Raw genomic sequence first — 18,182 nt, 5'->3', positions numbered from 1 at the left:
GACTTAATTTCGTGGTTCGTTTCGGATATGGTGAGGTGACCAAAAATGAAATAAACACATATGAGGATCAAGTTATTAAGGATCTCATCATTAAGGGAACTGCAACGGCAGACATCACCTTGACCACAGAAGAGATGCACAGCATATATGCTAAGATGTATGAGATAAACGTGATGGGGATGCAAGATGTCACAGTAACCGATTCAAACTGTTTAACAGAACCTTATAATGAAGAAAGCTGGAAAATTACTGTAGATGGAGAAGTAAAGCTTCTTACGTGGTCGGATCAACATTGTGATGTCACAAACGAGGCGGATCAGCTATTGAAACTACGAAAGTTCATTCAACAGATCGTCGAAACCAAAGAAGCCTACAAGGAACTGCCCGAAGCAGAGGGAGGTTATGAGTGAATGGATGGATGTTCTTATATATTCTGATTGGCTTTTTAACAATTGCTCCCTTCTGACCGATATATAATAAGTACGCCCAAATGACAAGACAGCGAAAGGAGTAGAGAGCATGGATATTGCAGCATTATCAATGGCCATGAGCCAGGCTTCTGTAGTACAAACGGCGAGCTTGCAGGTGATGTCTATGTCGAAAGACATGGCAGAGCAGCAAGGTCAGCAACTAACAGAAATGTTAAAGTCGGTTCCGGCTCCTCATCCCAATCTGGGTGCAAGTCTGGATATTTCGGTCTAGTTGAAATTACAGCATGTGGCCTCATGTAACACCCATTGCAGCAAGCAGAACCCAAACGGCTCCAATTCCAATGAATTGAAGCCGTTTGGGTTGTTTTTTTCTAAATGCACATTCTGAACTTACGATCTTCTCAGCGCAACTTTGACAAGCTTGGCGATCTGCCTTCCAGCGGTAGTGTATCTTTCAGCGTCCATAACTCATCGTAACTGGAAATCTGAAGATCGGCTTTGGACAAGTCCTGGTCACCTGATCCCGGATTATGGTATCCGATGCAGCGCATGCCTGCACTCTTGGCGGCCTGAACACCATTGCGCGAATCTTCAATTACAAGACAGTTTGAAGGAGATGCTCCAATCATTTCAGCTGTAGTCAGGAAAATATCCGGAGCCGGTTTGCCATTTGCAACTTCCTCGCCTGTCATTCGGACCTCAAAGTATTTTCCAAGTCCCGTCTTGTCCATGATCAGATCGATCAGTGCACGTGGAGATGAAGAAGCCACTGCAATTGGAATGTGCTGCTCTTGCAGCCAGCTTAACCAGCGTTCCACGGAAGGCATGGCTGTCAGGTTCGGGTGAGCCAGCATCGTCTGCATCACATTATGCTGATGGTAGGCGAGAGCTTCTTCTATGGTAGCCGTTAATTGGTGCTTGTCCAACACTTGCCGCCACATGGATTCCAGCGTAACTCCAACATAGGTGTGATGTTCCGCTTCCGTCATCACTGCGCCAAAATGGGCAAAAGAGCTGCGCTCAATCTCGAAATAAATCGGTTCGCTGTCAATCAGTACGCCATCCATGTCAAATATGACCGCTTGAATGAGGTCATCATTAGCCGCTCCCAGCCTTCCAAACTCCTTGTTTGCTACCATGTTGTATTCCTCCTCCAGGATTCTGTAAAGCTATCTCTAATCTATCTTATTTTTGTGCAATACTCCATTTTAGAAACTGGAACCGCTGGATTGCAGCACGACTTTAATAGCATGGGAGGAAGCCTGAAGTGTGCGTCCCTGAATATCGCAGCCAAGCGTGCGGAATGCCTCTTCATAGTCCTCCAACGGAAAGGAGTGGGTAATGATTTTTTTCGCCGGAATAATCTGCTGTTCAATCATGTAATGTGCTGTTGCGAAAGTTCCCAGAGAATCGATGGAACCAATAATCTTCAGACTGCGGTCCACAACTTCTTTTGGATTGAAAGATGTGTTTCCATCTCTCAGACCCACCAGCATCAGATATCCGCCGCTCGCGAGTTGGGAAAGTACTTGGGTACCTACGACGCCCGTCGTATCCACAATCATATCGACTTGATTAGTTTCAGGTGCCAGCGACTCTATTGCATTTTCGAAGGAGGAATGAACGTCCCAACGATCGGGTGCAATGGAACCTGCAATGGCCAAGCGTTCTTCGGAGATATCGACCAGACAGCCTGTAACGCCTTTGGAGGCGAGCGCATAACTGTACAGTATGCCAATCGGGCCTGCGCCGAGGATTATCGTTCTGAAATTCGGCAGCAGATGGATCTGATTAATACCTGTAAGCATGCAGCTGAGCGGTTCTGTGAGGGTCGCTTCCTCATAGCTCACGTGGTCCTTCAATTTATACAAAAAGCGATCCTCGGTCACATAATAATCTGTGAATGTTCCATCAGCACTTACACCTGTCTCCGTAACCGACTTATGTTTGCAGTGATTTTGTCTGCCTGTTCTGCACATGTCACATTGTCCGCAGTAGTAGGTAGGATCAATGACAACCCGGTCACCTGGTTGCAGTGTTGTTACAGCAGAGCCCACCGCAATGACTTCCCCGGCAGACTCATGACCGAGAATGACGGAAGGAACCGCATGATATTTGCCGCTGACGATACCGAGGTCGGTACCGCATACGCCTGTTGCCCGAATACGAACCAGCACCTGATTATCTCTAGTGATCTCCGGGACAGGCCGCTCCTCTAATGATACATCCCAAGCTGATTTGTATACTAGTGCAAGCATGATATAACCTCCTTATAATAGGTTGAAGTATGATTAATGAATGCTGGCAAGCACGGAGTCCAACCGTTCTACAATCTCAACGAGTTCATCTTCGGTTGTGGTGAGGGAAGGTCTGACTTTGACCACATTGCCGAAGCCATAACGTGAACCTCTTAAAATCAGGTGCTCATCCGTAAAGGCACGGTCGATAATGGCATTGGTTTTATCTGTATCCGGTTCATTGTTGTCTCCAACCATTTCCAATCCCCACATCAGACCGACTCCGCGAGCCTCGCCAATACTCGGGTACTTCATTGCGAGATCGTTCAGCAACCCGCCGAGAATTTCGCCTTTACGTTTTACGTCATCCAGAAATCCGGGTTCGGATACAACCTCCAAGGTTGATTTGGCAGCCGTAACAGAGATCAGATTGCTTCCAGAAGTGAAAGAGTGTTCATGCTTTTCCAGTACGTTCAGCCGGGATTGCATCAATACCGCAGCAACAGGCACGCCGATTCCGCCGAGACCTTTGGCCAGGGTAATCATGTCAGGCTGGATATCGAACAGTTCGCTGGCGAACATGTACCCGGTACGTCCTATTCCCGTCTGTACTTCGTCGGCAATCAGAATCATGTTGTATTCATCACACAGTTTACGCAGGCGTTTGAAATATCCAGCAGGAGGAATGATATTGCCGCCATTGCCGAGGATCGGTTCAATGATCATGCAGGCGACTGAGCCAGAGCTTGCATATTCTATAGCATCGGAGATTGCTTCAACACATTGATATCCGCAGTCTCCGCTTGAAGATTTGAATGGGCACCGATAGCAGTATGGTGCAGGTACATGAACAGAATTGGCAACCGCCGAATTTGGAAACCGTTTCCGCCGGAAGGCATTTCCCGAAATACCGGTCGCAAACTGGGTCTGACCATGGTGGGAAAGGTACAGGCTAATAATGTCTGTGGACTGGGTATATTTCTGAGCAATTTTAGTCGCACATTCGTTTGCAGTTGAACCTGTGATATCCCGCATCCATCCGGCGTTGATATCGTTTGGTGCGTATTCAATCAGATGATCGAGTACTTCATCCACATAAGGTTCAGTGAAGGAGGAAGACATATGCGTCAGATTGCCGACTTGTTCCTGAATTTTGCTTACGACATGCGGGTGATTGTAGCCCAGTGACAGATTGAACGTTCCGGATACACCATCCAGATATTCAACGCCTGAATCGTCAATCAACTTAATCCCTTTTCCGGTTCTGAAACGGTTTTTGGTTAAAGTTTGCATACGATTCCCTCCATAATGTAATGTACTAGCCTCAACAAAGCTCAATAATCCGGATTACGCAGGCATCACCCCTCTCAAAAGCAGCGTTTAAATCTCTTTACCTTGGTGTGCGAGAGTTCTGTTTACGGTACTATTCCTTACATTCCAGAGATGAGAGAGTATAAGCGTGAAGAGTAGAATCAGGCAAAATCCGGCCAAAATCCAGATCGTGTTGACAACAGGCCAAGTGCTCATGCTCCATCCGGTTACGTACTGCAAGACAGCACCGCCAATACCGCCGGATGCAATCAGAATGCTCGTTGTTCGTTCAGTCATGCCGGGAATCAGAATATTTGCATAGACCAGGGCGATACAGAACAGACCTGACATGAACAGTCCGGTTCCAAAGATCAACAGGTACGTGGCCCATTGGCCTGTCACGAATACCATGGCAACAGCGAATAGAAGTGTACCTACCGTACTCCAGATCAGGAAAGGCATATAGTTGACAGCTTCTGCAATTTTTCCAGAGAAAAGACGACCGATTATCATCGCCACCCATAAGATCGATACACTGAGAGAGGCGACGGATTCCTGAAGTTGCAAGCGTTCGACGAGGATAGAAGGCAAGAAGTTCATCAGTCCAAGTTCCAGTCCCATGTAGATGAAAAAAAAGATAACAAAAATAGTTAGTAATCCGAGATGTTTTTTGGAATACTGGGCTCGGCCAGTTGGATGTGCAGCTGTATTTTCACCAGCTTGTTTGAGATAAGTTGCTGCAGATTCAGGCATGGTGACCCACAGTAACATAAGAACAATCGATATAAGGGATACGGTATAAAAGGTGAGATACCACAGATCAAGCCAGATGAATAAGGCAGCGACTGCCGGAATGAGAAGAGCGCCTAGGGCAAAGAACACATCAAGTTTGGACATCGCAACCGCTTTTTGGTTCTCGGTGAATTCTATCGTAAACGCACCTACAGAGGGTTCAATGATGCCTGACCCGAAGCCTACGAGGATCGTTAGTAGAAGAACCACAGTCCAAGATGGCAAAAATCCCAGAACGGCATAAGCAGCCACAATGCAGATTAATGCAATCAAGAGCATGGATTTTCTGCCAATGCGGGCAGTCATGGAAGGAGCGACAAGCACCCCGACAAGAAAACCGAGGAACTGCAAAAAAAGCAAAAACCCGCCATCACTGTAACCGCGCTCATAGTGTGTCAACAAGACGGGTAAAAGTGCCCCCATGACCACGCTGGTTATACCGATTAATAGATAAAAACCACAGCTTAAAGCGAAAATTCTTCTCATCTGTTACCCTCCTGAGATGGATATAAATTTTATATTATGTAAAAAATGTTTCCCCTTTATATAACTTATACCATAATTATGCAATTGTACATGCTTTTTATTGTAAAATACTGTAAAGATTTGACGAATGAATTATCTTTCTCTCACAATGTCCATTCTAAAACGGTTTCGTGTCGAATCTATAAATAGGAGATTAAAATGATGGAGACAGGAACTAAAGGTGGAGAGTTTATAGAGGACTCGGCTGAGAAAAAACAAAAAATGTTTCCTGTCGAACAGACGGGAAACATTTTGAATTATTCAGGTGTTTTTGCAATTATAACTTAACGCAAGGGGCTTATCGGATGGGTGAGGGGGCTGCCTATTTAACCTTTGAATTGAATCACGTCGCCAAACAGCTTGCGCGTTATGTCCCAATTGACGCCAAGTTTACCTTGCCAGCCCGCCCAAGGCATCTCCATATCGGAACGGCCTTTGGTGTTATTAAGCAGTAGTTCACCATTTAGAATGTCCTCATTGTTTGTCCAATGATCCGGACTCAATGAGAGAACCTGATTGGGCAGAACACCTGTCCTGGACAGCGCCTGAAGGATACTGCGGCGAATTCCGGCGTGTCCTTTCACCAATTTCTCCGCAGTGAGTCGTTTTTCAAATTTCCCCGGAGACTCTTCGTCCCCAGCCTGATCCAGCATGTGAAGCAGTTGATTGAATGTGGTGATATCCTCATCCGTTGGAGTAACGGGTCCTTGTTCAAGTAGCACAATTAACTCCGTTAAATCGGCGTAGGCACCTACGCTTGTCCCGCTATAATCATAACCCTGGTGGAGAGCATATCGAATATTGGATAGGTTTTTCCAGCTCTCATCGCTATGACTGAAACCGCAAACTTTGCAAGCAAGGAACCGATCTGCCTCTTCGTAAGCGTGCGGCTGCAAGTGAATCATCAGATGGTAGCTTGCGAGCGTAGAGATGCCTCGTGGATAACTGCCGCCGACACCTGCAATAAATGCTTGGGTAACCGTCGACCAGGAAAGACGCGAATGCTGCTGCAACGTAATGAGTTGTTGAATAATATCATTATGACGGATCATTTCCAGATCGTTAGCTGCCCAGCTGTTTGTGATCAATACATCCTGTTCAGCAGGAGTGAGTGTATCTGTTTGATAGATCATAACTTCACGTTCTCTATCATAAATACCATTCGTATGCATATATAACTTTTTCAGGACTCTCATGCTGTTTTTGTCCATGGATATAGCTCCTTTCAGAGTGCATATTGGCTTACCTATGTACCTTCCCCTAACGACTCGTTGCTTCGTTTCAGTATAAATGAGATCATATGGAATGGAAATCAGTAGATGAGAAGTGGTGGAACATGCGTATTAACAAATACATAAGTGAAACGGGATTTTGCTCACGCCGGGAAACGAACCGTTTAATTGCAACCGGGCGTATTACGATCAATGGGCAAGTGTGTGAAAAAGGAGCGGATGTTGAACCAGGGGATATCGTGCTCATTGATGGTGAGGAAATTCCTCTGAATGATAGCGAGCCTGTTTACCTTGCCCTGAATAAACCAATTGGTATCGTCTGTACGGCAGCGGAACAGGTGAAGGGCAACATCATTCAGTATGTGAATTATCCCTCACGTATTTTTGCGATCGGCAGGTTGGATAAAGCGTCCGAAGGTTTGATTTTGCTTACCAACGATGGAGACATTGTGAACAAGATGATGCGTTCGGAGCACAACCATGAGAAGGAATATGTGGTCACCGTGGACAAACCTGTGACAGACAAATTCATGCAGGCCATGTCACAAGGCGTTGAAATTCTGGACGTGGTGACCAAGCCCTGTGAGGTTTTCAAGCAAAGCGAAGAGGTATTCCGTATTATTCTGACTCAGGGTTTGAATCTGCAAATCCGCAGAATGTGCAAAGCCTTGGGATACAGAGTGCTGAAGCTGGAGCGTATTCGGATTATGAATATTACGTTGGATCGCCTGGAACGTGGGGAGTGGAGACATCTGGAGAATCAGGAACTGGAGGACCTTCTGTCCATGTTGAACGAGGAATAATTGGAATCCAATGGAGGTATCCGACGGGCAAAATGAAGAATGAAGAGAGGCGCTAATCCGTTATGGATTAATGCCTCTTTTTGTTGAAAGGATTAATGAGCAATATGCTGCTGGAGGCTCTGCTTTGCACTTTTCGTTCTGAGATAAATGATCCAACCAACGTTAACCAAGCTCCGAGTAGTGTTATCCAGGTAATCTGTTCCTGTAGAATCAGTGCAGAAGCAATGACGGTAATAACAGGCACCAGATAAATGTAGACACTTGTTTTGACGGCTCCGAGAATACTGACTGCCCGGTTCCAGGTTACAAAACATAAGGCAGAGGCGCCCAGTCCGAGGAACAGAAAGTTCGAGAGATTTGCCAGGTTGGAGAAGCGCCCGAGATCGAGGTGGAATTCGAACAGGAATAAGGCTGGCAGCATGAACATCAGACCATAGAAAAACACTTTGCGTGTAGCTCCAATGGTGTGATAGGAAAGCTCGCCTATTTTGCGCATGAGTACCGAATAAATAGCCCATACGGCAGGTGCTACACATGCGAGAAGATCTCCCAACGGATTCAGTCGCAGAATGAAACTGCCGTTCAGTCCGATCAGGATGATACCCGTCAAGGCAATGCCGAAGCCAACGATAAACCTCTTGTGTAATCTCTCTCCATCCAGAAAGAAATGCGCAAGTACGGCAGTGAAGAAGGGAGCAATCGAGACAATGACGCCTGCATTGGAAGCGAGGGTGTATACCAGTGCCATATTTTCAATGAGAAAATATAATGTGACTCCACACAACCCTGCTGCAATAAACAGCATTTCTTCTCTGAACGAAGTAACCCGCAATGAACGCGGATAGATCAGGAAGAGGACCACATAGCCAATCAGGAAGCGGAAAAAGAGAATTTCTACCGGGGTGAAGTCAATTAGCAGTACTTTGGTGGAAATAAACGTCGTTCCCCAGATCAAAATCGTAAGTAAGGCCAGCAAATGCCCAGTGGAGGTTTTGTTCTGACTTGTCATGACATGTGATCTGCTGCACGCTTTGAAACCGCTTCATGGTTGAAAATGCGTCGGTACTGTTTTGGCGTCAAGCCGATCAGTTTTTTGAAAAAGTTCGTAAAGTGACTCTGGTCACTGAAACCAGTCTGCGCAGCTACCTCGATCGGGAGTTCCCCTTGCTCCAACAGCTTTTTGGCCTGATTGATACGAATCGTTTCCAGGTAGCGGTACGGGGAGATTCCTTTTTGGCGGGTGAATACACGCAGCAGATGGTATTTGCTCATGCCTGTCAACTCGGCCAATTGGTTTAGCGTAATGCACTCCATATAATGAGACTCTATGTACTCGCATATGCGTCTGATCTCAATCGTGACGTCCTGAGCAGAAACGGGCGGTTCAGCATCCGCATATTCTCTTAGCAGCTGTTCCAACAGGAAGAGCAACAATTCTTCTCTGTGGAAATCGGATTGCTCCTCCAAAATCATCTGATGCAGTTCATGCAAGGAAGCAACATGTTCGCTTTGGTATAGAACAGGGGAAGTAAACCGGGGCAAGTAATCCCGTCCGGTAATTTCCTGTACATACTGGCACATGACCTCGGGCTGAATATTGATACAGCGATAATCGAGGGTTCTTCCGTCCACCTGCTCGCAGGCATGGGGATCATGCGGATTAAAGATAATCATGTCTCCAGTGTTCAGGATATATTCTTCGTTATTACATACGAGATGGCGCTTGCCCTGTTCAATAAATCCAATGACGTAATAGTCATGAAAATGATTCGGGAATTTCTGCATAATGCCTTCGAATTGGTAGGCTTCAAGCTGTAAATCGGCATCGAATACGACGGTTCGTACTTCGCGAGTCACCTGCTGCACCTTCTTTCTGGTAAGTTAATGTCAGTATAATATGAAAAGAAGGGTACATTCTTGGACGATATTGCTCGCTCTTTTTTGGTTCAAACATGTAAAAAACCAAAATACCCGCTGCTCCACTAAAAGGATAACGAGTACTTTGGTTCAATTATAGCTCATTATAGCAACGTAGCGAGCGATTCAGAACTGGAGCAGCTTATCTTTCAGATTATTACACGAGATTCGGATTCAATGGAGCGACAGTCGCTGGAATATATATCTACGATGTTAAGCTGGTCCATCTATGGGTTGACCTATCGCTGGAATCAGGAGGGCAGGCAGGAATCTCCTTCAGATTTGGCGGAGCGAGTGGTACCGTTTATCATGAATGGAGCAGGTTTGTTGAGATAGCGACGGAGGCATGGAAGGAAGGGCCATAACGGAGGGTAGAAGGTAAATTGTAGAGGGTAAAAGGTTGAGAAAAAGAGCAGATAAGATCTGCTCTTTTTGGTTTGATTTTATTTATTAAACTGTAGTGAAACTTATTATCCATAGAAGGCAAATATGCGAATCGTAATTACGTAAACAGCTTCATAGGAAGGCTTGTTAAAGATTGTCCTGCCGCAGAAGGGGTAAGGTTTTCTTCCAGATTGAATCCCTCCACAGGTTCAATTCGGGTGAAGGCTTTTAAAAATGAAGTCAGTACGATTTTGCCCTCCAGACGCGCGAGAGGTGCACCCAGACAGAAGTGAGTACCAAAACCAAATGCAAGCTGTTTATTGTTGTTCGAGCGATGAATATTCAGTGTGAAAGGGTCTTCGAATATATTCTCATCCATATTGGCTGCACTCATCCATGCCACAATGGCATCTCCCTTTTTCAGCTTAACCCCAAGCAGATCGTTATCTTTTTTGACCATGCGGTCCATTTTGCTGATGTGAAAGCGATATCTCAGCATTTCTTCTACTGCGGCTGGAACAAGCTCAAGGTTATCCCTGAGTTCGGAATACAATTCCGGTTGGTCATACAAAAGGGCATAGAACGAGTTAGCCAGCAGATTGCTGGTTGTTTCGATGCCCGCTCCCAGAATAAACATGGTGGTTCGCACAATCTCTTCATCTGTAAAGTGCTCGCCATCCAATTCAACCTGAATCAGGTCTGATATGATATCTTCTCCCAGATTGGATCTTTTGGACACGACGAAAGGATATAAGTACTTAAAGTACTCCTCCCCGGCAACCTTTTTCAATTGGTTAATTTGATCAAAAGTAGCATCCGTTGTGGGCATAAACATGGTGTCCACCCATTTTTTAAACAAAAGACGATCATTGGAAGGAATGCCAAGCAGATCCGCCATGATAATGACAGGAAACATGCTCGTATAGGCTTCAACAATGTCCACTTCCGACTGATGTTCAAATTCTCTGATCAGCTCTTCGGCCACAGCTTCTATTCTCGGTTCCCAGAGCTTGAGACTTCTGGGTGTAAATGCACTTGCCAGCAATGATCTCCGCTTGCGATGTTCCGGCGGATCTACGTTGTGAATATCCAGCTTGTCCGGCATGTGATGATCGTGATCCGCGCCTTTTTCTTCACTTGAATATCCTACGTTAACAATGGATCTTTTTCTCACACTGGAGAAATGCTCGTGATCATTAAGCACGGTTTTAACAAGATCATACCTGAATACATGCCAGGAATCGCTTTCTTCATTGTAGATGACGGGTTCCTGATTCAACATGTTGCGATACCAACGATAGGGACTGAATTCTTCTTCTTTCGATTGGAAATTCGTGATTTCAGACAGAGAAATGATAGAGCTCTTCGTCATTCGTTTCGCCTCCTTGGTTGGTCTCATTGACAAATATAACAAAGAAGAGTACTTTAATTCAAGTAATATGAATTATAATATTCTCTTTGGCGGCGGGAAGACGGTTCAATATGCAGTTGGACTTGCATTGGTTGGGGCAGGAGCTTTTGTGTTCAATATAACCATCCATCATTTCAGAAAAGCCAAGCAGATCGATACTGTACAGGAACCTGTACAACAGCCCGTTATGATATAAAATAGAAAGATATGAGGGTAGGCGATTAGAAAGAAGCTATACCCTTGGATTAGCAGAATGGGGGCAGTCACATGTCGATTCAAATATTTATACTCGGTGCACTAAGTGAAGGGAATTATTATCCCTATGATATTAAAAAACGAATTGGTAAACATCTGGATCACACGGATGCCAAGATTACCGAGGGCACCATATATTATAATTTTGAAGTGTTGCTGAAGAAGGGCCTGATCGAGAAGGTAGAAACGATCCAGACTGAAAATCGACCGGACAAAACGACATATGGAATCACCGAAAAGGGCCGTCAGTCCCTGGAAGAGAGCATATACAAGGTGTTCCAGAAGTTTACCAACGTGCAGTCCCTATACGCTGCATTGGTCCATCTGGATAAGGTGGATAATCAGAAGATTGCTTATTTGATTGAGGATATTATTGAGAAGATGAAGAAGAAGCTGGAATATATCGATCTTCATACGCCTCAGGAGATTGAAATGCAAGAGGATCTGAAAGATGCACTGTTGTTAATGAGAGATCATGCCTACCACTCGATTCAGAGCGATATTCTCTGGCTTCAGAAGCTGCTGAATCATGTTCAGAGTAGAGTGTTAAAAGGGTAAGTATTTATTTAAACCCAAAGAGGTTTGTTTAGGAGTAGAGGTGTCAAAGAGGTACGTTTTACAAGCCATGGCCAGGCTTAGGACGTGCCTTTTTGTTATTTTATTATACGGCTCGATGGTATGCGGATTGAAACATTTGAAAAATTACATTACAATCTGAGGTATTATCACAGGAAGATTAAACGAGGAGTTGGATTGCAATGATGTTTGAACATTTGGTCGTATTCAAATTTAACGATAAAATCACGTCAGACAAACAACAGGAGTTTGTGGATCAATTGCTTGCATTACAGGAACAAGTTCCGGGAATTGTTGATCTGACTGCAGGCGTCAACACAACGGAAGAAACGGACCGTATTCAGGGGTTTACAATTGGTTTGAGAGTGACGTTTGAAGATCAGGAAGCTTTGCGTAATTATGGTCCGCATCCGGCTCATCAGGCTTTTGTGGCTTCACTGAATGGCTGGGTGGAGAATGTCATTGTGTCTGATTATCCGATCCCCTCAAGATGAGGGGTTAGTTATACCTAAAGTTGTATTGGGCAAAGAAAACGTCAAAAGAGTGATGTATTAAGGAATTTCATTTGTAATCCACTAAAATTCGAAATAACAAAAAGCACTGAACTCAGTTCAGTGCTTTTTGTTATTTATCTGTGTTTCTAATGGTTATCCCTCATAAGGTAAAACCGCGTAGATTTTCCAGGTGTTATCATTCATTTTCTTGAGTTTATACAATCCGTCTAATGAAATAGTTTCTTCACTTATATCCTTACCTGCATTGATGCTCGTTTTAATCTTGCCGCCATTCGCTTCTAATATGGCATATTGATTGGAACGCTCCACAATGGAGAAAACAGGTTTGGAGATCCATTCAATATCCATCTGGGTTTGCTCATCTAGAGCGGATGTCAGATCTTCAAGTGAAGTGAGATTAAAGGAGAGCTGATAACCGGTGTAATATGTAGCGTAGGTATCAGACACTTGATCGTAGCTGTGCTCAGACATCGCCTTGATCTCCTGTTCGGTTGCGCTGAGAGCCAGAGTAATCAGTTCAGTTGTATCAGGGAGCTGGGTTTGTTCCAAACGTAAAGCCCGCTCTAGCATGACAACCGATTGGGCGCGAGTGGCTTTCGCAAATGGTTGAAACGTGGTGGTCGTCATACCCGAAACGATCCCTGTTTGGCTTGCTTTTGCAATGGCCGAGGCTGCGTAATAGTTGGGGACATCCTTAAAGGTTTTGGCAGAGCCTTCAAATTGGATGGAGCTGGAGAAAGTCCGTACAACCATAACGGCAATATCTCCGCGAGTGATAGGGAGATCTGGGCCAAACTCAGTACTGGATATGCCTCCAACTACGCCAAGTGAACTAGCGATCCGGACCGCATCGGCATACCATTTGCCTGCGTTCACATCATTAGGAAATCTTTACTACTAAATGGTGACGTGTAATTATTCTTAGCGAAGAAGTATGGAAATGTGCAACGTTATTCAACTTTTGTTGTCACTTTAATTGACATTGAATGAATGGAGTTATGTGTTTATTTTGTACAATGCGCCTAAAAAGACTGAATCTATTTATGTATTGAAACAATTCTACATCATGAATCATGGAACTTCCCTCAATAGTTTATATAATGTGAATCAACATAACATGATTCTGCGGCGATAGGTTGATTCCAATTTACAGGGGGCAGATTAGAATGAGAGAAACCAAGAGAATAAAGATTCTTTCGCTGGGAATTCAACATGTATTGGCGATGTATGCCGGAGCGATCCTAGTTCCGCTACTTGTGGGAAGGGCACTGAACCTGACTGCAGAACAGTTGGCGTATCTGGTATCCATCGACTTGTTAACCTGTGGTATCGCAACATGGCTTCAGGCCCGAAAAGGTAAGTATTTGGGAATAGGCTTGCCGGCGGTACTTGGAAGCTCATTTGTTGCAGTTACACCGATGATTGCGATTGGATCACAGTATGGGATTCCAGCCATTTATGGTTCCATTATAGCGGCTGGGGTATTTATCGTCATATGTTCGGTCTTCTTTAGCAAAATCGTCAAATTGTTCCCTCCCGTTGTGATTGGTACAGTCGTAACTATTATTGGTCTGGCACTGATCCCAACGGGTATCAAAAACATGGCAGGTGGAGCTAACAGCGAGAATTTCGGAAGTCTGGACAATTTAGCACTCTCATTCGGGGTGTTACTCTTCATTTTGATCCTGAATCGATACGCTCGTGGTTTTGTCAAATCTCTCGCCGTTCTCCTCGGCATTATTGTAGGTACCCTTGTCGCTGCCCTCATGGGAAAAGTGAATTTCAATTCCGTACAGGAAGCCTCCTGGTTCCACTTGCCACAGCCATTCTACTTTGGATGGCCTACCTTCGAAATTGGCCCAATCATTACTATGATTATTGTAGGTACAGTTGTTATTATCGAATCCACAGGTGTATTTATGGCCCTTAGCAAAATCTGTGATCAACCGATCAACGAAAAGGATCTGGCACGGGGATATCGCGCAGAAGGTCTGGCGTTTGTCCTTGGCGGCATATTCAATGCTTTTCCTTACAACACATTTGCCCAGAATGTTGGTTTGGTTCAGCTCTCCAAGGTGAAAACAACCAATGTGGTTGTCGCGGCTGGAGGCATCCTGATCTTTCTCGGACTTATTCCCAAAGTTGCCGCGTTTGCAACGATTATTCCAAGCGTAGTCCTTGGAGGGGCGACGGTTGTTCTGTTCGGCATGGTGGTCTCATCCGGGATTAAAATGCTGCAAAATGTGGATTTCAGCAAGCAATCCAATCTATTGATCGTTGCTTGTTCGGTTTCACTTGGTCTTGGCGTCACGGCTGTGCCCGATCTGTTTGCCCAACTGCCCCAAAGTATTCGTATTATTGTTAGCGACGGTATTATCACAGGCAGTTTGTGCGCCATCCTGCTCAATGTCTTCTTTAACCTCGGATTTAAAAAGGAGAGTCTGCCCCTACAGCCCACACAGGCACAAGAAGCACATACGTAATCCCTTCTTCATAAACACGCATGAGATTTGAAAAAAACAAACCGACCCAAGGTGGTTTCTATTGAGACGGAATGAAGGGGAACAATCCGGCTCACATAGCAACCTCTTGTTTTTTTATGATGACGTACACTTCGGAGTGATCCGACTACTGCATATAACAGGAGAACACACATATAAAAAATGGGGAATGTCAAATCAGGACTTTAGATTCAATCTCAATAAAATCTATTTACAAATATTGGTGGAGAGACTAAACTATATGTAAGCGTTTTAAAGTTAAAGCGCTTTAACTTATACTAGGGAGGTGAGCATGTCTCGCGAATATCGAAACAATGTTTCACCATCAGGATGCTGTACTGGATTATCGGCTTAAAGGTTATGTCATGGACAAGACCCATTTCGATCTAAAAGGAGCGTAAGTTTATGAGAAAAAATAAGAGATTTTCGTTTAGCAGCAAAGCTGTTACGATGTGTTGTCTCGCTTTTCTTCTGATTCCGGCGGGATTCGCTTTCGCCTCTCCGAATAAGCCATTTCCGCAGCACACGACATATACCAGCGGCTCGATCAAGCCGAGCAATGTTTCCCAAAGCGCGATGGACAGCTCTGTTCAATCGAAATGGAACAGCTGGAAATCGGCTTATCTGAAAACAGCTGGCACAGGCAAGTATTATGTGAAGTATCAGCCCAACGGGAATACTGTGTCTGAGGCACATGGATACGGAATGATGGCAACGGTTCTAATGGCTGGTTATGACAGCAATGCGCAAACCTATTTCGACGGACTTTATCAATATTATAAGGCTCATCCGAGCGAAATCAATTCGAAATTGATGGCTTGGAAACAAAACAGCAGCTTCCAGAACATTGAAGGCGCCAACTCGGCTACGGATGGAGATATGGACATTGCTTATTCCCTTCTGCTTGCGGACAAGCAGTGGGGTAGCAGCGGCAGTATCAACTACCTTCAGGCAGGCAAGGACATGATCAATGCCATTATGCAAAGTGACGTGAATCAGTCCCAATGGACGCTGCGTCTTGGCGACTGGGCAACGGACAACACGTTCAAAAATGCTACCCGTCCATCGGACTTTATGCTGAATCATTTGAAGGCGTTCCAGAAGGCAACCGGTGATACCAGGTGGACAAATGTGATCGACAAAACCTATACCATCATCAACTCCTTATACAGCGGCTACAGCTCATCAACCGGATTGCTTCCAGACTTCGTCGTTTTGTCGGGTTCGACGTACAAGCCGGCTTCAGCCGATTTTCTGGAAGGGGCAAACGACGGAAACTACGGTTACAACTCGTGTCGAACACCTTGGCGGATCGCAACGGATTACCTGATGACCGGCGACAACCGGGCGCTCAATCAGCTCAATCAAATGAACAGTTGGATCTCGGCCAAAGTCAATGGCAACCCTAGCAGCATCAAGGATGGGTATAAACTCAACGGCACTGTTACAGGTTCCGGCGGCAGCGGCGCGTTCTATGCACCGTTTGGTGTCAGCGCCATGACCTCGTCCACGAACCAAAGCTGGCTGAATTCCGTCTGGACCAAAACGGCTGGCAGCTCCAATGAAGGCTACTATGAAGACAGCATCAAGCTTTTCTCCATGATTGTAATGTCCGGCAACTGGTGGACATACTAAGCAATCTTGGAATCTGATTGCTCATTTGCAAGCAGGCAGGGGGATTGGATCCCTGCCTGCTTTTTTTGGATGGAGCTAGGGGAGTACCAGATGATTGATTTGAGCAAGGCGATACAGATGGCAAGTGCCTATAAACGACAAACTGCCATATCTCAGGAGTCCTGGGACATGGCAGTTTGTTTTCTGGAAAGTACGTCGATACATGTTTTTATTACGACATCAGGCAGAGTGAATCATAGCCGAGTCATGCATTAGCTGCAGATTCAGTAAAAAATTGTGGCAAATAGTCCTTGTTGGCTTCGAGCATTTCATCCAGCATCTGGATCGCCACATCGACGGAAGGAACCAAGGGGTGATGGACCAGTGCCTGTATGGCCAATCCGCGATCGCCAGTCACGGCAGCATCGATGGCGAGTCGCTCATAGGTCTTAACCGTATGGATCAGTCCGACGGCCATCGGAGGAATCTTGGTCAGCGGCAGCGGCAGTGGGCCGGTTTGGGTGACCACGCAATTGACTTCAATGCTGGCATCGCCGGGCAGGAAGTCAATGATGCCTTGATTGGCAACGTTCAGCGTCTGAATGTCATTTGTTCCGTTGTAGAGTGAGCGCATTAGGTTCACGGCTGCTTCGGAATAAAAGGCGCCTCCGCGTTGTTCCAGCTGCTTCGGTTTATCCTTTAGCTCCAGATCATTATAAAGCTCAAACAGTTCTTCTTCGACGCGTTTAACCACTTCCGCACGGTTGCTGCCTTTTTGTAAGGATTCGAGCTGCTCTTCGAGCATTTCATCGGTCATATAAAAGTACTTCAGATAGTAGGAAGGCAGAGCATGCAGGGATTGCAAAAATTCAGGGTTCCATTCCCGTGCAGGCACGTTCTTCGCGCTGTAACCGGCCGTATCGGCCAGCATCTCATCCAGTTTGTCTTCTCCGTTCACATCAATGCGCGTAATCCAGTGCAGATGGTTCAGGCCGACGAACTCGGCATAGATGCGGTTCGCTTCTACGCCGTATTTGGCCGAAGTCTGCTTGATTAGGCCGATCGGCGCATTACAGAGACCAATGCTTTTTACGTTGGAATACTTCAGAATGGCTTCTGTGACCATACCCGCCGGATTCGTAAAGTTCAGCAGCCAAGCATCGGGTGCGAGTTCTTCGATATCACGGCAGATGTCAAGCAGGACCGGAATCGTCCGCAGCGCCTTCATCATGCCTCCGGGACCGGTAGTTTCCTGGCCGATCACGCCGTATTTCAGGGGGATGGATTCATCGAGGCTGCGGGCTTCGAGCATGCCGACACGCATTTGCGTGCTGACGAAGTCTGCGCCTTGGATTGCTTCGCGGCGGTCGAGTGTCAAATGAACTTCGATCGGAAGTCCGGACTTCTCCACCATGCGCTTAGCCAAGTTGCCGACAATATTCAATTTGCGCTGTCCCGGCTCAATATCGACCAGCCACAGTTCACGTACCGGAAGCTCGGCATGGTGAAGGATAAACCCCTCAACGAGTTCGGGAGTATAAGAAGATCCACCGCCGATTACCGCTATTTTCAATCCTGTTTCATTTGCCATTTTTCCGCACTCCATTCTTTTGAGAATTGTAATTGGTTTATGAACCCGCAAGAGGTTTTGAATAAGGAGGAGCCAAAGGATCAGTAT

At 45.6% G+C, this 18,182-nt stretch carries 21 protein-coding genes; 11 read left to right on the top strand and 10 right to left on the bottom strand.

Annotated features, from left to right (window positions below):
- Positions 1-35 precede the first annotated feature (35 nt).
- Complete coding sequence (locus JNUCC31_RS01895; RefSeq protein ID WP_192268048.1) at positions 36-410, top strand: hypothetical protein; 375 nt, start codon at positions 36-38, stop codon at positions 408-410.
- A 109-nt stretch (positions 411-519) separates the two neighbouring features.
- Positions 520-702 carry a YjfB family protein gene (locus tag JNUCC31_RS01890; RefSeq protein WP_192268046.1) on the top strand — a complete coding sequence of 61 codons (183 nt, stop codon included), beginning with the start codon at positions 520-522 and terminating at the stop codon, positions 700-702.
- A gap of 130 nt (positions 703-832) precedes the next feature.
- Here the strand turns inward: JNUCC31_RS01890 and JNUCC31_RS01885 are convergent, their stop codons facing one another.
- The 4 genes from JNUCC31_RS01885 to JNUCC31_RS01870 form a co-directional block, all read right to left on the bottom strand.
- Entirely contained in the window at positions 833-1,570 is a 738-nt protein-coding gene (locus JNUCC31_RS01885; protein WP_192268044.1) for an HAD family hydrolase, read from the bottom strand.
- A 69-nt stretch (positions 1,571-1,639) separates the two neighbouring features.
- Positions 1,640-2,689: a zinc-dependent alcohol dehydrogenase gene (locus JNUCC31_RS01880; protein ID WP_192268042.1), complete on the bottom strand. Its 1,050-nt coding sequence runs from the start codon at positions 2,687-2,689 to the stop codon at positions 1,640-1,642.
- A gap of 33 nt (positions 2,690-2,722) precedes the next feature.
- Entirely contained in the window at positions 2,723-3,961 is a 1,239-nt protein-coding gene (locus tag JNUCC31_RS01875) for an aspartate aminotransferase family protein (protein ID WP_192268039.1), read from the bottom strand.
- Between the two features lie 87 nt (positions 3,962-4,048).
- A complete protein-coding gene (locus tag JNUCC31_RS01870) occupies positions 4,049-5,257 on the bottom strand; it encodes an MFS transporter (protein ID WP_192268036.1) in 1,209 nt (402 codons plus the stop codon).
- Between the two features lie 198 nt (positions 5,258-5,455).
- Here JNUCC31_RS01870 and JNUCC31_RS33750 point away from each other — a divergent pair, with 198 nt between their 5' ends.
- On the top strand, positions 5,456-5,584 hold the full coding sequence (locus tag JNUCC31_RS33750) for a hypothetical protein (RefSeq protein ID WP_267132496.1): 129 nt from the start codon (positions 5,456-5,458) through the stop codon (positions 5,582-5,584).
- Between the two features lie 38 nt (positions 5,585-5,622).
- On the opposite strand, the gene JNUCC31_RS01865 is transcribed toward JNUCC31_RS33750, so the two are convergent.
- On the bottom strand, positions 5,623-6,507 hold the full coding sequence (locus JNUCC31_RS01865; protein ID WP_192268034.1) for a hypothetical protein: 885 nt from the start codon (positions 6,505-6,507) through the stop codon (positions 5,623-5,625).
- Between the two features lie 125 nt (positions 6,508-6,632).
- On the opposite strand from JNUCC31_RS01865, the gene JNUCC31_RS01860 reads away from it, so the two are divergent.
- On the top strand, positions 6,633-7,331 hold the full coding sequence (locus JNUCC31_RS01860) for a pseudouridine synthase (RefSeq protein WP_192272654.1): 699 nt from the start codon (positions 6,633-6,635) through the stop codon (positions 7,329-7,331).
- 67 nt (positions 7,332-7,398) lie between these two features.
- Here the strand turns inward: JNUCC31_RS01860 and JNUCC31_RS01855 are convergent, their stop codons facing one another.
- On the bottom strand, positions 7,399-8,340 hold the full coding sequence (locus tag JNUCC31_RS01855) for a DMT family transporter (RefSeq protein WP_192268032.1): 942 nt from the start codon (positions 8,338-8,340) through the stop codon (positions 7,399-7,401).
- Complete coding sequence (locus JNUCC31_RS01850) at positions 8,337-9,188, bottom strand: helix-turn-helix domain-containing protein (protein ID WP_192268030.1); 852 nt, start codon at positions 9,186-9,188, stop codon at positions 8,337-8,339. Before JNUCC31_RS01850 ends, JNUCC31_RS01855 begins: the two co-directional genes overlap by 4 nt.
- A 153-nt stretch (positions 9,189-9,341) precedes the next feature.
- Between JNUCC31_RS01850 and JNUCC31_RS01845 the strand changes: the two genes are divergently transcribed.
- Positions 9,342-9,584: a TetR-like C-terminal domain-containing protein gene (locus JNUCC31_RS01845; protein ID WP_192272652.1), complete on the top strand. Its 243-nt coding sequence runs from the start codon at positions 9,342-9,344 to the stop codon at positions 9,582-9,584.
- Between the two features lie 166 nt (positions 9,585-9,750).
- On the opposite strand, the gene JNUCC31_RS01840 is transcribed toward JNUCC31_RS01845, so the two are convergent.
- Positions 9,751-11,004, bottom strand: a complete 1,254-nt coding sequence (locus tag JNUCC31_RS01840; RefSeq protein ID WP_192268028.1) for a cytochrome P450 — start codon at positions 11,002-11,004, stop codon at positions 9,751-9,753.
- On the opposite strand from JNUCC31_RS01840, the gene JNUCC31_RS01835 reads away from it, so the two are divergent.
- From JNUCC31_RS01835 to JNUCC31_RS01825, 3 genes are all read left to right on the top strand, one after another.
- A complete protein-coding gene (locus tag JNUCC31_RS01835) occupies positions 10,985-11,239 on the top strand; it encodes a hypothetical protein (protein ID WP_192268026.1) in 255 nt (84 codons plus the stop codon). The two genes, JNUCC31_RS01840 and JNUCC31_RS01835, sit on opposite strands and share 20 nt — an antisense overlap.
- Positions 11,240-11,310: 71 nt before the next feature.
- Complete coding sequence (locus JNUCC31_RS01830; RefSeq protein WP_192268024.1) at positions 11,311-11,856, top strand: PadR family transcriptional regulator; 546 nt, start codon at positions 11,311-11,313, stop codon at positions 11,854-11,856.
- Positions 11,857-12,056: 200 nt separating this feature from the next.
- On the top strand, positions 12,057-12,368 hold the full coding sequence (locus JNUCC31_RS01825) for a Dabb family protein (protein WP_228469440.1): 312 nt from the start codon (positions 12,057-12,059) through the stop codon (positions 12,366-12,368).
- A 153-nt stretch (positions 12,369-12,521) separates the two neighbouring features.
- Here the strand turns inward: JNUCC31_RS01825 and JNUCC31_RS01820 are convergent, their stop codons facing one another.
- Positions 12,522-13,265 carry an S-layer homology domain-containing protein gene (locus JNUCC31_RS01820; protein ID WP_192268022.1) on the bottom strand — a complete coding sequence of 248 codons (744 nt, stop codon included), beginning with the start codon at positions 13,263-13,265 and terminating at the stop codon, positions 12,522-12,524.
- 290 nt (positions 13,266-13,555) lie between these two features.
- Here JNUCC31_RS01820 and JNUCC31_RS01815 point away from each other — a divergent pair, with 290 nt between their 5' ends.
- The 3 genes from JNUCC31_RS01815 (at position 13,556) to JNUCC31_RS01805 (ending at position 16,780) form a co-directional block, all read left to right on the top strand.
- Complete coding sequence (locus JNUCC31_RS01815) at positions 13,556-14,872, top strand: nucleobase:cation symporter-2 family protein (RefSeq protein WP_192268020.1); 1,317 nt, start codon at positions 13,556-13,558, stop codon at positions 14,870-14,872.
- Positions 14,873-15,295: 423 nt separating this feature from the next.
- Entirely contained in the window at positions 15,296-16,525 is a 1,230-nt protein-coding gene (locus JNUCC31_RS01810) for a family 8 glycosyl hydrolase (RefSeq protein WP_228469439.1), read from the top strand.
- Positions 16,526-16,615: 90 nt separating this feature from the next.
- Positions 16,616-16,780 carry a hypothetical protein gene (locus tag JNUCC31_RS01805; protein WP_192268018.1) on the top strand — a complete coding sequence of 55 codons (165 nt, stop codon included), beginning with the start codon at positions 16,616-16,618 and terminating at the stop codon, positions 16,778-16,780.
- Here JNUCC31_RS01805 and JNUCC31_RS01800 read toward each other — a convergent pair.
- Complete coding sequence (locus JNUCC31_RS01800; RefSeq protein ID WP_192268016.1) at positions 16,770-18,095, bottom strand: 6-phospho-beta-glucosidase; 1,326 nt, start codon at positions 18,093-18,095, stop codon at positions 16,770-16,772. The genes JNUCC31_RS01805 and JNUCC31_RS01800 overlap by 11 nt on opposite strands.
- Positions 18,096-18,182 lie beyond the last annotated feature (87 nt).

Source organism: Paenibacillus sp. JNUCC-31, assembly GCF_014844075.1.
Classification (GTDB): Bacteria; Bacillota; Bacilli; order Paenibacillales; family Paenibacillaceae; genus Paenibacillus.
Note: the sequence above shows the minus strand (reverse complement) of the source record. Positions and strands in the feature narration are given on the sequence as shown.

Bases quoted from the DNA above. Each gene is read 5' to 3' on its own strand.
- JNUCC31_RS01865 (WP_192268034.1), bottom strand. From the start codon at position 6,507: ATGGACAAAAACAGCATGAGAGTCCTGAAAAAGTTATATATGCATACG.
- JNUCC31_RS01830 (WP_192268024.1), top strand. From the start codon at position 11,311: ATGTCGATTCAAATATTTATACTCGGTGCACTAAGTGAAGGGAATTAT.
- JNUCC31_RS01870 (WP_192268036.1), bottom strand. From the start codon at position 5,257: ATGAGAAGAATTTTCGCTTTAAGCTGTGGTTTTTATCTATTAATCGGT.
- JNUCC31_RS01885 (WP_192268044.1), bottom strand. From the start codon at position 1,570: ATGGTAGCAAACAAGGAGTTTGGAAGGCTGGGAGCGGCTAATGATGAC.
- JNUCC31_RS01800 (WP_192268016.1), bottom strand. From the start codon at position 18,095: ATGGCAAATGAAACAGGATTGAAAATAGCGGTAATCGGCGGTGGATCT.
- JNUCC31_RS01855 (WP_192268032.1), bottom strand. From the start codon at position 8,340: ATGACAAGTCAGAACAAAACCTCCACTGGGCATTTGCTGGCCTTACTT.
- JNUCC31_RS01825 (WP_228469440.1), top strand. From the start codon at position 12,057: ATGATGTTTGAACATTTGGTCGTATTCAAATTTAACGATAAAATCACG.
- JNUCC31_RS33750 (WP_267132496.1), top strand. From the start codon at position 5,456: ATGATGGAGACAGGAACTAAAGGTGGAGAGTTTATAGAGGACTCGGCT.
- JNUCC31_RS01810 (WP_228469439.1), top strand. From the start codon at position 15,296: ATGAGAAAAAATAAGAGATTTTCGTTTAGCAGCAAAGCTGTTACGATG.
- JNUCC31_RS01835 (WP_192268026.1), top strand. From the start codon at position 10,985: ATGATAGAGCTCTTCGTCATTCGTTTCGCCTCCTTGGTTGGTCTCATT.
- JNUCC31_RS01890 (WP_192268046.1), top strand. From the start codon at position 520: ATGGATATTGCAGCATTATCAATGGCCATGAGCCAGGCTTCTGTAGTA.
- JNUCC31_RS01805 (WP_192268018.1), top strand. From the start codon at position 16,616: ATGATTGATTTGAGCAAGGCGATACAGATGGCAAGTGCCTATAAACGA.
- JNUCC31_RS01880 (WP_192268042.1), bottom strand. From the start codon at position 2,689: ATGCTTGCACTAGTATACAAATCAGCTTGGGATGTATCATTAGAGGAG.
- JNUCC31_RS01875 (WP_192268039.1), bottom strand. From the start codon at position 3,961: ATGCAAACTTTAACCAAAAACCGTTTCAGAACCGGAAAAGGGATTAAG.
- JNUCC31_RS01840 (WP_192268028.1), bottom strand. From the start codon at position 11,004: ATGACGAAGAGCTCTATCATTTCTCTGTCTGAAATCACGAATTTCCAA.
- JNUCC31_RS01815 (WP_192268020.1), top strand. From the start codon at position 13,556: ATGAGAGAAACCAAGAGAATAAAGATTCTTTCGCTGGGAATTCAACAT.
- JNUCC31_RS01860 (WP_192272654.1), top strand. From the start codon at position 6,633: ATGCGTATTAACAAATACATAAGTGAAACGGGATTTTGCTCACGCCGG.